The sequence below is a fragment of the Lysinibacillus sp. NPDC093197 genome (assembly GCF_044754025.1).
GTDB lineage: Bacteria > Bacillota > Bacilli > Bacillales_A > Planococcaceae > Lysinibacillus.
In genome coordinates this window covers 44,058-58,419 of record NZ_JBIVOH010000002.1, presented here as the reverse complement: position 1 = coordinate 58,419, position 14,362 = coordinate 44,058, and the positions used below count along the sequence as shown (strand labels likewise).

Here is a 14,362-nt window from a genome sequence, read left to right as displayed (position 1 = left end):
CACGGACTGTTGCGTCTTACTATGCGTGCGTTCCCGCAGGAGTCACCGCCTTCGCTACTATCAACTAGTGCTCTCTTCTAATTTTTTATTGATTACAAAATCTTTTCGTTATTTTTAGCCCTTCGTCGCAACAAAACGTAATCGCCAATAATCGGCAATCCATTGCTTGTCCTCATAATAGTTTGGCTTTAACAATTCTTCACATTTAGCGTAAACTAGCTCCTTTTCATCGACACTTAAATGCTGAAGAACGTTATTGCTAAACATGACTAACCAATTGCGTAAGCCATCGTCGCCTTGAAGTGGGGTTGGACGTTCATATAAAGTAATCATTTGGACTGAAAAGCCCGCATTTTCTAGCATAGTTTGATATTCGTCAGCCGTAGGAAAATACCATGGAAAATATTGCTCTTCAAAAGGAAGCTGAAGTTCCTCCATACTTTTTCGAAGTGCCCCTACAATTGAAGCAATATTCCCTTTACCGCCCATTTCTGCAACAAAACGTCCGTGTGGTTTCAGTGCACGGTAAATGTTTTCGATGACTTTGTCCTGTTGTTTCATCCAATGCAGAGCAGCATTTGAAAATACTGCGTCAAACTGATGAGTGTAGTCCATCAAAGCAGCATCTTTTGTTTTGAACGTAAGTGCCGGGAATTTGTGTTGTGCACTTTGAATCATTTCATTGGAGGCATCAATACCTAAAACGACAACATCAAATTGAGCAATTTCATTTGCTAAATCGCCAGTTCCACAGCCAACATCTAAAATATGTTCATGTTTTTGGGGTGCAAGTAAGTTCACTAAGCTTTCCCCGTATTTTGAAACAAAATCATGTTTTTGATCGTATAGATTTGCATTCCATTTTATTGTCATTGTTATTCCAACTCCTTTGCTTTAGCATAACAAAGCTATTTATTGTTCGGAAATGCAAAAAAATCACTGTGTTGATTCCAATTTGGAATGATAGAAATAGAAAAAATCTGCAAGTAATCTACGATGTAATTACGTAGACTGCTAGCAGATTTTTTATGCTAATCTAGTTTTTCAAGCTTTGTTAACGTTTTGCCACTCCAGCCAAATAGTACTGTTAAAATTGGACCGAGTAAACAGAAGAAGGCGAACGGAAGGTAAGTTGTCGTTGATACATCTAGTACACTAGCGATAAAAATTCCGCACACGCTCCAAGGCACAAGCGGATTGACAACAGTACCAGCATCCTCCATTACACGTGATAAATTTTTGGGTGCAAGTCCGACCTTTGCGAACTGAGCTTTAAAAGCTTCTCCTGTAAGCAAAATAGATAGATATTGCTCACCGATTAATGTGTTGACACCAATCCCAGTAAGGGCAGCACCAGTAATAACTGAACCTGCACTTGTAAATATACTTTCAACTTTTGCTAAAATACTTTGAATAATACCGAGCGTAAATAGAAGTCCACCCATTGTTAATGCTAGTAAAACGAGCGCAATCGTAAATAGCATACTATTCATACCACCACGCGTCAGCAGGGCATCTACATCCTCATTTCCAGTATTGGATACGTAGCCATTAAAAAGCATTTCGAATACATGGGAAAGTGCAAGTGGTTCTTGAATGTAAGCAAGTCCAACACCAACGATAGAAACAACTGCAAGTGTAATAAGTGCAGGAGCTTTATATAATGTCATGATGACAAGCACAACGATTGGTAGCAATGTATACCAATGAATAAGACCTGTTTCTAGTAATCCTACTTTAAATAGTTCGACTGTTTCAAAAGAAGTATTGGCGCTAGATGGAGATAACAAGGCATACAGTATAAACGAGATAATAAAGGCGGGAATTGTCGTCCAACCCATATTTTTAATATGCTCAAATAGATCAACACCTACCGTACCAGATGCTAGATTAGTCGTATCGGAGAGTGGTGACATTTTATCGCCAAAAAAAGCGCCCGAAACGATTGCACCAGCAGTTATTGCTAATGAAATATCCATTGCACCAGCGATTCCCATAAAGGCAACACCAACTGTTGCGACTGTTGTTAATGAACTACCAACAGATACGCCGACGATGCTACAAATTAGAAATACAATTGCAAAGAAAAAGCTAGGCGAAACAGTTAAAAAGCCGTAGTAAATGAGCGTTGGGATGGTGCCACCCATGATCCAACTTGAAATTAAAATACCGATAAAGAAGAAAATAAAGACAGCGCCTAAACCTGCACTAGCACCAGCGATCATCCCAGATTCAAGCTCACGAAACGGTACTTTTTTAAGCAGTCCATAGGCAATTAAAATTGAAATGACTAGGACAATAGGAATATGGGGCGTTGCCTTTAAATAGCCAATACTAATTGCCATCGTGGCAATAATTAAAAGTGTAATGAAGCAAGCCTCAATAAATCGAGGGTTACTTTTTGCTTCAATTCGAAACATATAAATCCTCCTAAAAATTACTTTTGCGCTTCAATGCGGTGAAGCCCAAAAGTATTATAGCACGCTAAAGATTATTGTCAATTGATTGAAAATTCTATCAATTAAAAAGGCAGCGATCAATATCGCTACCTTCTAATTAATGTGAGCCGAAGTAATCCCACGCATTTTTCACAATTAAGATACAAGTCATCATAATAAAAATAATACGCATTATTTTCGTACCGCGTGTTAACGCAAATTTGGAACCTAAAATGGCACCGAAAATCATTACGAAGCCCATCGGTAGACCATATAAAAAATTAACCTGTCCTAAAACTAAAAACATTCCAAGGGCTGCTAAATTCGATGTGAAATTAAATGCTTTTGCATTGCCTGCAGCTTGTAAGAAGTCATTACCCATCATTAATAATATGAATATGAAAAAAGAGCCTGTTCCTGGACCGAAAAATCCGTCATAAAAGCCGATTGCCGCAAAAGCACAAAGAAACCCAAGTTTCTTTCCAATACTTAAAATCCGTTGTGTAGGTTGTTGTCCCCAATCTTTTTTTAAAATTGTATAAGTAGCTACAAGTATGAGCATAACAAGCATAAGTGGCTTTAAAATTGAGGGAGACACGAGGTGCACAGTGTAAGCACCAATTAGTGAGCCAATAAAAATAAAGGGTAAGGTTTTTCCAATCTTTTTAAAGTCTACTTTACCTGCTCTCAAAAATGTGAGCATGCTTGTTCCATTACTAATGGTATTCGCAAGTTTGTTTGTCGCAATTGCTGTGCTTGGAGGTAAACCAACTGCCATTAACGCTGGTAAAGAAATTAATCCGCCACCACCAACAATAGCATTCAAAAAGGATGCGATAAAACCAAAAACTAATAATGTTCCGAGTGAAAGTAAATCAATATCCATATAAAGTGATACACATCCTTTTATAATTCATCGCTTTCTTATAAGCGTACTGTGAATGGCTAAAAATAACAATAATGTTTGTTGTTTTAATGAAAAAATTCTTTACAATTCCTTTACATTAAAAAATAGAAAGAAAAAATTTTTTTCAAGTATTTTTATAAAAACTAAAGAAAAATCGTTACATTTCACAGCAAAAACCGTGTTTTTATTAGAAGATTCCCAACGTTTGTAACTTGTTAAAGACCATTAAAATGAAATGTGGCGATTTTTATATTACATTATTGTAAATTCAATTTATTTATCTTTAAAGTTATGTAGAATTATGTAAAGGTTTTGTTATGATAGTTGCAGCAATCGACAATATTTAATCAACAGGAGGAACATAATGTTCAACTCAAGCAAGCAAGATCCATTTTTCCAAGCATTATTAAAAATCTCTCAAAATGTGAAAGAAGGCATTTACTACGCACATAATGCGCGTATTCAAGATAATATTGATGCATTGAAAGAAATTGCCGATACAATGAAACAATATGAAACAAGCGGTGACAAATTAATTCACGAGCTAATTGTAATGCTTAATAAATCATTTATGACACCGATTGAACGCGAAGATATTTTAGCACTAGCAAATAAATTAGATGACGTAATTGATGGGATGGAAGGCTGTATTGCTCATTTTAATATGTATAACTTAACAGAAGTGACAGAGCCGATGCGCCAATTCCTTACTTACATTGCAAAAAGTACAGATGAAATGGTACAAGCAATGGAACTGTTAAATAGTAAAAAGCTTGTTGAAATGCGTAAACATGCAATTCAAATTAAAGATTATGAGCGTGAATGTGATGAAATTTTCCGTTCTTCTATGAAGCAATTATTTATTCAAGAAAAAGATCCAATGCGCATCATCGTATTCAAAGATATTTATGAACAATTTGAAGATATTGCAGATTGCTGCCAAACAGTAGCTAATACAATTGAAACAATAATCATGCGAAATGCGTAAGATGGAGTGTACTAAATAATGGATACAATATTACTGATAACAATATTAGTCGTTATGTTCGCACTTGTATTCGACTTTATTAACGGCTTCCATGATACAGCCAATGCGATTGCAACATCTGTATCAACACGTGCATTAAAGCCTCGCACGGCCGTTTACATGGCTGCGGTAATGAACTTTGTCGGAGCAATTACATTCGTTGGCGTTGCAAAGGCGCTAACGAAAGATATTGTCGACCCTTTCACCTTAAATACTTATGACGGTGATATTACAGGCTCAGTTGTTATTTTAGCGGCATTACTTTCAGCGATTACATGGAATTTATTAACTTGGTATTTCGGAATACCATCTAGTTCCTCTCATACATTAATAGGTTCGGTAGCCGGAGCAGCAATTGCAGCAGCAGGCTTTGATATTCTAAATTACGAGGGTTTCATTAAAATCCTTCAAGCGCTTATTTTCTCACCATTACTTGCGTTTGCTGCTGGTTTTTTAATGATGTCACTATTTAAAGTAATCTTTAAAGATATGAATTTATATCGTACGAATAAAGGATTTCGTACAGTTCAAATCGGTACAGCGGCATTACAGTCATTTACGCATGGTACGAACGACGCGCAAAAGGCGATGGGGATTATTACACTTGCGTTAATCGCAGGTGGCTTGCACCAAGGGGATGATATTCCGTTCTGGGTACGTTTTGCAGCTGCGTGTGCGATGGGTCTTGGGACATCGGTAGGTGGTTACAAAATTATTAAAACGGTGGGTGGTAAGATTATGAAAATCCGCCCAGTGAATGGTGTAGCAGCGGACTTAGCATCTGCTTCGATTATTTTCGGTGCGACGTTAATCCATTTACCTGTATCGACAACGCACGTTATTTCATCTTCCATTATGGGTGTAGGTACTGCACATCGTGTGAAAGGGGTTAAATGGGGTATGGCACGTAAAATTGTGACGACTTGGGTCATCACAATGCCTATCTCAGCAGTTATGGCTGCTACAATTTACTTTATCTTAAGCTTATTTTTTTAAAATAGATTGAAGGAATGCACGATTTACGTGCCTTCCACATTGTTGACAAAAGGCTCAAGAAGTTGAACTCGATGCCTTTTGTCATTTTTTTTGAATTATAATGGAGCAGAGAGCGGCGAATCCTGCTTAGAACAGCACAAATTGTAAAACGCAACAAACTACGGGTAACGAGGGTTACGGCTTATGTGTGCACCCATGGAAAGGTCTCCCCGTAGCGGAAATCAACGGCAGTAGTTTAATTTTTTAAGTTTGTCTACTCAGGAATGCACAACTTATGTGCATTCTTTTTTTGTTTTCTTTTTGATTTGTCCTTGTTAATACAAGAAAGTCCATCTATCGTAATTATAAAGAAAGTATAAAGTTCAGAGTAAATGCAAGAATCCATAGTAAGGTAAGTACAGGAGGAAAACAGATGAGTGAAAAGCTATTACTAATTGAGGATGATCCCGCAATAGGACGTATAGTCAAAGATACGCTAGTACAAGAAGGATATGTAGTCACTTGGGCTACAACAGGGTTAGAAGGGCTAGCAGATTTTCAAGCACAACCATTTGATTTAGTATTAGTCGATTGGATGCTACCTGAAATGGATGGACTTACCGTTTGCCAAAATATTCGTTGGGAAAGTGATGTACCAATATTAATGATGAGCGCTCGTAAAGACGAAGCTGATAAGGTTGAAGGTTTACAAGGTGCTGATGATTACTTAGCGAAGCCTTTTAGCTTGGCAGAATTAAAGGCGCGTGTTGCCTCGCATCTACGTCGATGGCAACGCTATAAGAAAATAGAAATTACGGAACATGTAGCTACATTTGCTTTTGGTTTAACAATCGACTGGCAAAAAGAAATAACGACACTTCAAAATAAAGAACTAACCTTAACACAAAAGGAGTTTGCACTGTTAAAACTACTGGCGAAAAACCATGGTCAAACATTTTCTAAGGAAGAGCTATATCAGCATATTTGGCAGCAAGCAAGCGTTGATGAAACACATACAGTAACAGTACATATTAAAGCACTACGAGAGAAACTACAGGATTCTGTTAAAACCCCACATTATATTCAAACAGTTTGGGGCAAAGGCTACCGCTTTATTGGAGAACCGTTATGAAAATTAAATCTTGGCTGCTCATCATGTTTTTCATCGTCATGATTGTACCGATTGGCGGGGCCTATGGTTTATACATGTGGATTAATGCCTATTACCATGATAAAAGCTTTGCAGAGTATATGGAAAAATGGACTGAACTAAATCGTGTAAAATCAGTTCTTAACGATCCATCGTTATATACAAAAAATGCTGATTTGCAACAGGTGAAAGTACTGACGAGTGATCAACTTGCTATTACGCTGTACGCTAAATCTGGTTTTGTTTACTATTCTTCTAATCCTTTGAACTCTGGGTTTGTTTCAAGAGAAGTCATAATGAAAAACTTATTTGAATTACAGCAAAAATATAATGCATTTACATACAAAGAACCCATTTATCAAAAAGGTGAATTAGTTGGAATTTATGAAATCCAATTAGTGAGGAAGGACTGGGTTCAAGGTGTAGAGAATCGTTCATGGTTTGTTATTGCAAGCATCATTACACTATTTCTCGCAATTTATATAACCGTGATTCTGTTGCTTAACCGTAAATTGAATCGGCCATTACAAAAGTTAATGCAACAAATGCATGCCTTTGGTAAAGGAAAACATGTAGAATCGACTATTGCAACAAGAAAAGATGAAATTGGGGAACTTGCAAACACTTTCCTAAGTATGCAAAGTGAAATTGAAACAGCTCGTGCTCATTTAAAAGAAGAGCAGCAACAAAAGGAGCTGATGATTGCCAGTATCTCACATGATTTAAAAACACCATTAACGTCAATTCAAGCATATGCAGAAAGCTTACAAAATCCTTTACTTTCTTCTCAGATGAAGGAGGAATACCGTGCTGTTATTTTAACTAAGGCAGTGGATATGAAGGAAATGCTAGAAGATTTACTTATGTATACATTGCTTCAATCTACAAGTTATGATGTATCACTTGTTCAAGTGGAGGGGCAGGAATTTTTTGATATGGCGCTTTCTGAATATGAACCACTTTGTCAAAGCAAAGGATTTTCGCTGCGTACATTAAGTGAAGTAGAGGGAGCATATGCTGTTCATCCTTCACAAATGCAACGGGTAATTGATAACTTAATGAGCAATGCGACACACTTTGGAACATCGGGCACTACTATTGGTTTAGCGGCTATCAGTAATCGTAAACTTGACTGGGGCTTTGATTTTGTCAATGCAGCGCTTACCCAAAAGAAAGGAATGTATTTAGTTGTGCAAAATAGTGGGGCTGGCGTATGTGAACAAGAAATTAATCAATTATTTGAACCACTGTATCAATCAGATAACGCTAGAACAAAGACAGGACAACGAGGAACTGGACTTGGTCTTAGCATAGCAAAACAAATTATTGAAAAACACGGTGGAACTGTAAATATGGTATCACAACAAGGTGTTGGTACAGCAGTACTCTGCTGGCTACCACTATACAAAGGAGCAGATGAACAATGAACTGGAAACAATCAATTCGTGTAGGAGGATTGGTCGCACTAATGACCATTAGTTTAGTTGGCTGCAATTCAGAGGCATCCTATTCGCCACAGGAGATAATAGATCAAGCATTACAGGAAACAAAAGAGCTAGAAAGCTATTATGGTGAATATACTATGGATATAGATGAAACTGGGGGCGCGACAGTAAAAGAATGGATGAAGGATGGTAAGCGTCGAATTGAAATGTCAGTCGATGATGATCATGTAATTGCAGTCAATGATGGTAAGCAGATTACTACTTTCAGTAAAAAAGAAAATAAGGCTTCGATTATGACATTTGAAAATGGAGAATTAGAAGAATTAATGGGGAAATCGCCAAAAGACAGTGCCCAAGTATTACTAAACATTGTGAAAGACTCCCATGATATTTCAATAGCGGGTGAAGAAAAAATTGCTGGAAGAGATGCTTATCATATTACGGCAAAAGCCAAAAAAAAGAATACGTTACTAGGCGACATTGAAGTGTGGATCGATAAAAAAACGTGGTTGACGTTAAAAACAATCACGACGAACGCAGGCAATGTGACGCAACAAGAATATACGAAGCTTGAAGTTAATAAGAAAATAGATGATGCGTTGTTTGCCTTTGATATACCAAAGGGTGCAACAATCGAACAAATTGATACGTTAGATCAGACAGCGCCTACCACAATAGATGAGGTGAAAAAACAGCTAGGTGATTTTTTAATACTACCTGAAGAAAATGGGTTGACTCTATCAACGATACTAGATATGAAAGTAGAAGAACGTCCAGAATTTTCTTTTGAATATGAAAAAGATGAGCAACCTGCATTTTCAGTCTCAGTTTTTAAAGTAGTGAGTAATTTTACTACATTCGGAAGTAATTTGGCGAATGAAGAAGATATACAAGTACGAGGAGAAAAAGGGACATATATGGATTTAGGGGAACTCTTTGTTATTAGTTGGTCTGAGAATGGCTACGAATACAGCATCATTACAGAAAATCCCGAATTAACAAAGGAAGAAATACTAGCATATGCGGAGGAAATGACTATTGTTCAGTGAGGTGAACGGTATGCATAAGGAAAAATTTATTAAATGCTTCGCCCTGTTTTTATTTACTACTGGCTTTTTATATGGTGTCGGTGAAACATATAACATACCATGGCTTGCGTTCCGATTTTTAGGACAGTACGATGCTGAAGGCTTTTATTTTAGCTTCAGTTCACTGATTCCTATCTTTGGCGGCTTGCTCATTGTTGGGATATACGAAACGCTCGTTAAACGATTTATTTAAATATTAGAAAATCCACTATTTGAAATAAAGTGGATTTTCTCTTTTTTTTATATTTATATAAAAAATGTACATACAGTGAAACGGTCGTCTATTGGTAATCGTTTATAGTGTAAGAGGAGGAGGTGGACGGCATTCTTGAAAAAATTATCGATGATCATGCAGAGCATTTGCTTCGCCTCGCTTATTTTTATGTTAAAAATCAGCATGTAGCAGAAGATATTGTGCAAGAAGTGTTTATCAAATTTTCGGAGCATGTATATGAGGAACGTGGACAGCTACGTGCGTATTTATCAAAGCTGACGATTAATAAAAGTAAAGATTATTTAAAAAGCTGGCATTATAAAAAATGTATTTTACAAGAAAAATTTTTTCTAACACAAGCAAAAAGACAGCGAGATGCGCTAATTGAAGCGGAGGAAAGGTCACAAATTGGAGCGGCAATTCTAAACCTTCCGCTAACATATAGAGAACCGATTCTACTTTATTATTTTGAAGAAATGAAGATTGCAGAAATTGCACAATTGCTTGCAATACCTGAAAATACCGTCAAAACAAGACTAAAAAGAGCACGTGAAGCATTAAAGCCACATTTAGGGGAGGAATGGGAGGTGTTACTACATGAATGACGTTAAAAAAGAGCTAATTAAAATGGCAGGGGATATGTTACCGAGTAAAGAACGTGTCAAACAACGTGTTTTACAGCACCATGAAGTCAAACCTAAAAAATCCATTCGCTTTAGAGCAATAGCTACCATTGTTACGCTATGTTTAGTAGCATTCGTCATACAGCTTTTAGATAGTGATAAAAAGCAGTCTGCACCATTATTTAATCAGACCCAGCTCGCCTATTATGAAGATATTTTAAAAATTATTTCGTTTAATCCAGATAGAGAATCTAATATAGAAGAGGCGTATGAGCGCTATGAAAAACGTGTTGCCTCCTATTATTTTGCGCAGTCTCTCGGTATCGAAAGTACAAAAGAGGAGCGCCAGGCAGAAGCAAAAAAGCGCTTCGATGAGTTGCAAATGCTTCAGGAATCACCAGAATATGCCAAGCTTTTTGAAAAACAAGGATTAAAAGGCTACTTTACAAAATATATTGAGCCGATGTTACCAATGATGGTAGCAGAGGAAAAGCTAAAAGCATTTTACATGGAAAAGTATCCTACATTTCCGAGTTTTATAGTGAAGGACATAGCTTCGCGAGAGGCGCTTAACTACTTTAATGCGCATTTTTCAGAACAGGCAAAGGCCTTTCAGGAGGAAGTAGGGTTAAAACATTATTCAAATATTCGTCAAGGTACTCATCATATTGGGACAGTAGTTGCAATTCAAGAAAATGCCTTTCTACTTGTTGAAGGGGCTGATCCAGAGGAGATTGTCAATCTGACGCAGGAACAAATTGTTGAAAAATATCAAAACGCTACATGGTATCCACTCATCGGTAATATTTCCTTGCGAAAAGGAGATTATGTAAGTGTTCAGTCAGTAGGCGGAGGCTCGACTGATGAGGATGGATCAGTAAAACGTTATGGCTTAGTAGATGCTATAGAAATTATGGAGCCTACTGTTACAAAAAAACTTAACCTTGAAAATACGGATGAAGTTAAACAATTTCTTCAACAAATAACTTGGAGAGTAAAAGAAAAAAACATTGAGAGACCGCCAAAATATTCTTTTGTTTTAGACGAAGTGCGAGTGGACATTTGGGATGGCTATGGCCATTCACTTTGGCTACAAGCGCCAGAATACGGTGAAATACAACTTAGCCAAGAAAGAGCAGATCAATTAAAAGCGTTATTAAACATTGAAGAATAATGGGTATTTCTCTTTTAATGCGCCTTCAGTCTATTGTTTGAGTGCCTGGCACTAGCAAACGGTATGTAAATTGAAAAATCCTCTACGCTTTCCGATCAGTAAACCGTAAGCCGCAACCATCGCTATGAGCGTATGGTTGCGGCTTACATTAATTTTTTAGATAACCCTACTTGCAGTACGATAAAAATTCAAAATTGTTTGAGTGCCTGACACTTAGTTGTTGCCCTCTATTTTACATTAAGAGTAAACCTCTTGATGCCTTTGTGATGCTTTAAAGCTACATCGGATGATGGTTTCAGCATCAAGTTATAGCGCTCACTGTAAATATTACTATGCTTTAGGTTAAATTGCTCATTAATTGGAAAATAAATAAGGATAAAGAATTGTAATATTTTATAAGCAAATGTAGTATTAAGGGAGTAGGGGTTGAAAAGGGAGGGTGCGGTATGGATTTACAAGAATTTGAAGAACTATGGATTACGCTAGATGAATTATATAGTGCGAATCGCTATTTAGAATATATCGAGTTAAGTAGTGCCGCTATTGAAAGTGCCAATGCGCTTGCATTGTACGATAAAGCAATGCATTTATTACGTTACAGCTGTATTAGCTATTTTCAAGTAGGGGATCTCCAAATATCCATTAATTTACTAGATAAATACCGAGAACTGACTTTTTTATATGGTAATGATATTGACATCATTCAATATTATTCTCTTGCCTCCATTTACTGGGGAACATTCGGGCATTTAAAAAAAGCGGAAGAGCTATTAATGAAAGGTCTGGAAATTGCAGAGCGTATACAACATATAGAAAGCTTGGGGAAGATCTATAATAATTTAAGTGGTTTAGAAATTGAACTCGGTAAATATGCAAAGGCAAAGAGACTTGCATTAAAGAGTTTATTTTACGCCAATGAATTTGAAACGAAACATGATGAACCTTATAAAAGTATTATACACTCTAAGACAAATTTAGCTACTGCGCAAATTTGGCTGAAGGAATATGATGAAGCTGATGTTCTAATAAAGGAGTTACTAATGATGGTTAAGGACCCTCCCTATAATAAGGCGCAATTAGAGGTGTTCAATGCCCAAGCATTACTATTTGAAAAACAAGGATATATCGGCGAAGCGATTGATATGTACCAAAAATCGAAGCACTATGCATTGCAAAATAATGATTTATCTTTGTTACAAACCATCTATAATTCATTAGTTAAGCTTATTGAAGAGCAGGGGAATAAAATTATTTTAAGTGCCGTGCAAAAGGAATATATTAATATATTATTAGAGATGCAAAGAGAGAATTATACGCAAGTATTATTCGAAATGGAATATAACGATCAAAAGAAGCATCTTGAAAGAACTTCCTACATCGACCCACTTACAAATATATATAATCGTCGCTATTTTGATGAACATGCAAAAGCAATGGTGGAAAGTGCAACAAATGATCAGAAATTAGCTTTACTCATGATTGATTTAGATCATTTTAAATCGATTAATGATTCAAATGGTCATTTATTTGGAGATGATGCTTTAACAATGACAGCCACCACATTGCAACAATTTTTTCAGCCGTACAAATCAATTGTCGCTCGCTTTGGTGGTGATGAATTTATTGTTCTCATCCATTTAAGAGAGGAAGAATCCATCTCTATAATAGCGCAAAATTTATACAAAACATTAACCTCACTTGTATTGACAGTAAATGATGATATTGTCCAATTGGAATTTAGTATTGGTGCTAGCACGAATGAGGATGCTCATATTACAAGTGTGGAGCAATTAATTCATTATGCTGATAGTGCACTTTATACATCAAAACGAAATGGACGTAACCAAATTACGCTCTATAACCAATATAGTAATGTGGGAAATAGTAAATAAAGTAATAAAAAGGTAATTTATTAAATGTCCTTTATATGATTAAGTACGTATCCGTGACCTTTTATGTAAAACATTGAACAATGCTATACCTCAAATGCAAACGTGAGGTATAGCATTGTTCGTGTAAAGGGAGCGGATTTTTGTAGTTATTGGACTAGCTTATTTGAAAAAAGTTTTCTCTATTGAAAAAATTTCATATAAAATGAATCGGAAATAAATTGGGTTACGTCAATAGTTTAGAAAGAAGGTGAGGCAGCAATGGAAATTGAAGAAATTATTGCAGAGCACGGGGATTATCTACTGAAGGTTGCCTACTTATATGTAAAGAATGAAGCAACAGCAGAGGATATTGTCCAAGATGTGTTTATTGCCTTTTATCAAAAGCAGCAGCAGTTTCGACAAGAATCATCATTACGTACATATTTGGTCAAAATGACGGTCAATCGCAGTCACGATTATTTACGTAGTTGGAAAAGTAAACGGCTGTCACTGTTTGAGAAAATATCAGGACGTTCAACGACCGTTACGCCGGAAAAAGAAATTCTCGCTAAATCGTCAAAACAGGAGCTAGTAGAAGCTTTATTTACTTTGTCCGTACAATATAGAGAGGTTTTGATTCTCTATTATTTTGAGGAAATGACAACAGTAGACATTGCCAAGCTTATAAATTGTCCTGAGGCAACTGTGCGCACGAGATTACAGCGAGCAAGAAAGCAGCTAGCAACAGTAATTGCTGACTATGACTGGGAGGTGCTACGCTATGAATCAATTTAAAGAGACCGTGTTACATGAGCTACAGCATGTAAAGCTAGCGGAGGAAAAAAAGAAACGGATTGCCCAAAAAGCAAAAGCTAAAAGTAAACATAGAAGTAGTAGCCAACAACAGTATCGAATCGTTCTGGCGACATTTACACTGCTTGCTATTGGCTTTAGTGTTCTTATGTCACAAAAAACCGAACAACGGGCAAGACATTCGCAAGGCGCAGCATTACAGCAAGAAACAGAGAGATGGAGCCTTTGGACGTTATTAGAGCTTGATTGGATAAAGGGGTTGCTCCTCATTAGCATTTTTGTAAGTGTAGCATTAATTATTAAACGTATTTTGCATAAAAAAGGATATGGCTTACCGGTATGTGTTGAATGTGGAGAAATTTGGTCTGCTAAGCAAGTTCGAAAATTGTATTGGAAAAATGGGCAAATGGAATGTCCACATTGTAGTAAAAAGCAATATCGCACAAAAAAGTCGGTACAATTATCCGGCTTACTTAATCTGCCAATAACATTTATCGTGTTTTTAAACCTAGCATTTGATCATTTCTTAATCGGTTTCATATTTTTTATCGCAAGTAGCGTAATTTATCATTATTTATTACTACCTGATATAGTAAAATTACAAGAGGAAGATCCTAGTAATGAGCCCCTCTGGTAA

At 36.5% G+C, this 14,362-nt stretch carries 14 protein-coding genes; 11 read left to right on the top strand and 3 right to left on the bottom strand.

The features are described from left to right. Positions 1 to 114: 114 nt before the first annotated feature. From ACIP9G_RS06180 to ACIP9G_RS06170, 3 genes are all read right to left on the bottom strand, one after another. Positions 115 to 873 carry a class I SAM-dependent methyltransferase gene (locus tag ACIP9G_RS06180; RefSeq protein WP_401018316.1) on the bottom strand — a complete coding sequence of 253 codons (759 nt, stop codon included), beginning with the start codon at positions 871 to 873 and terminating at the stop codon, positions 115 to 117. Positions 874 to 1,031: 158 nt separating this feature from the next. Beyond that, a complete protein-coding gene (gene nhaC, locus ACIP9G_RS06175) occupies positions 1,032 to 2,420 on the bottom strand; it encodes a Na+/H+ antiporter NhaC (protein WP_401018314.1) in 1,389 nt (462 codons plus the stop codon). Positions 2,421 to 2,556: 136 nt separating this feature from the next. Continuing rightward, positions 2,557 to 3,324, bottom strand: coding sequence for a sulfite exporter TauE/SafE family protein (locus ACIP9G_RS06170; protein WP_401018312.1), 768 nt, complete (start codon positions 3,322 to 3,324; stop codon positions 2,557 to 2,559). 385 nt (positions 3,325 to 3,709) lie between these two features. Between ACIP9G_RS06170 and ACIP9G_RS06165 the strand changes: the two genes are divergently transcribed. From ACIP9G_RS06165 to ACIP9G_RS06115, 11 genes are all read left to right on the top strand, one after another. Then, complete coding sequence (locus tag ACIP9G_RS06165) at positions 3,710 to 4,333, top strand: DUF47 domain-containing protein (RefSeq protein ID WP_401018311.1); 624 nt, start codon at positions 3,710 to 3,712, stop codon at positions 4,331 to 4,333. An 18-nt stretch (positions 4,334 to 4,351) separates the two neighbouring features. Then, entirely contained in the window at positions 4,352 to 5,368 is a 1,017-nt protein-coding gene (locus ACIP9G_RS06160; protein ID WP_401018309.1) for an inorganic phosphate transporter, read from the top strand. Positions 5,369 to 5,780: 412 nt separating this feature from the next. After that, entirely contained in the window at positions 5,781 to 6,479 is a 699-nt protein-coding gene (locus ACIP9G_RS06155; protein WP_401018307.1) for a response regulator transcription factor, read from the top strand. Continuing rightward, positions 6,476 to 7,924, top strand: coding sequence for a sensor histidine kinase (locus ACIP9G_RS06150; RefSeq protein WP_401018305.1), 1,449 nt, complete (start codon positions 6,476 to 6,478; stop codon positions 7,922 to 7,924). Before ACIP9G_RS06155 ends, ACIP9G_RS06150 begins: the two co-directional genes overlap by 4 nt. After that, a complete protein-coding gene (locus ACIP9G_RS06145; RefSeq protein ID WP_401018304.1) occupies positions 7,921 to 8,991 on the top strand; it encodes a LolA family protein in 1,071 nt (356 codons plus the stop codon). Before ACIP9G_RS06150 ends, ACIP9G_RS06145 begins: the two co-directional genes overlap by 4 nt. Before the next feature lie 10 nt (positions 8,992 to 9,001). After that, the gene (locus ACIP9G_RS06140) at positions 9,002 to 9,223 is read left to right on the top strand and encodes a hypothetical protein (RefSeq protein ID WP_401018303.1); all 222 of its coding nucleotides are present in this window, start codon (positions 9,002 to 9,004) and stop codon (positions 9,221 to 9,223) included. Positions 9,224 to 9,345: 122 nt separating this feature from the next. Continuing rightward, positions 9,346 to 9,849, top strand: coding sequence for a sigma-70 family RNA polymerase sigma factor (locus ACIP9G_RS06135; RefSeq protein WP_401018301.1), 504 nt, complete (start codon positions 9,346 to 9,348; stop codon positions 9,847 to 9,849). Further along, complete coding sequence (locus tag ACIP9G_RS06130) at positions 9,842 to 11,041, top strand: hypothetical protein (protein WP_401018300.1); 1,200 nt, start codon at positions 9,842 to 9,844, stop codon at positions 11,039 to 11,041. Before ACIP9G_RS06135 ends, ACIP9G_RS06130 begins: the two co-directional genes overlap by 8 nt. Before the next feature lie 446 nt (positions 11,042 to 11,487). Beyond that, a complete protein-coding gene (locus ACIP9G_RS06125; protein WP_401018299.1) occupies positions 11,488 to 12,933 on the top strand; it encodes a tetratricopeptide repeat-containing diguanylate cyclase in 1,446 nt (481 codons plus the stop codon). 258 nt (positions 12,934 to 13,191) lie between these two features. Then, a complete protein-coding gene (locus ACIP9G_RS06120; protein WP_401018298.1) occupies positions 13,192 to 13,707 on the top strand; it encodes a sigma-70 family RNA polymerase sigma factor in 516 nt (171 codons plus the stop codon). Continuing rightward, complete coding sequence (locus ACIP9G_RS06115) at positions 13,694 to 14,362, top strand: TIGR04104 family putative zinc finger protein (RefSeq protein ID WP_401018296.1); 669 nt, start codon at positions 13,694 to 13,696, stop codon at positions 14,360 to 14,362. Before ACIP9G_RS06120 ends, ACIP9G_RS06115 begins: the two co-directional genes overlap by 14 nt.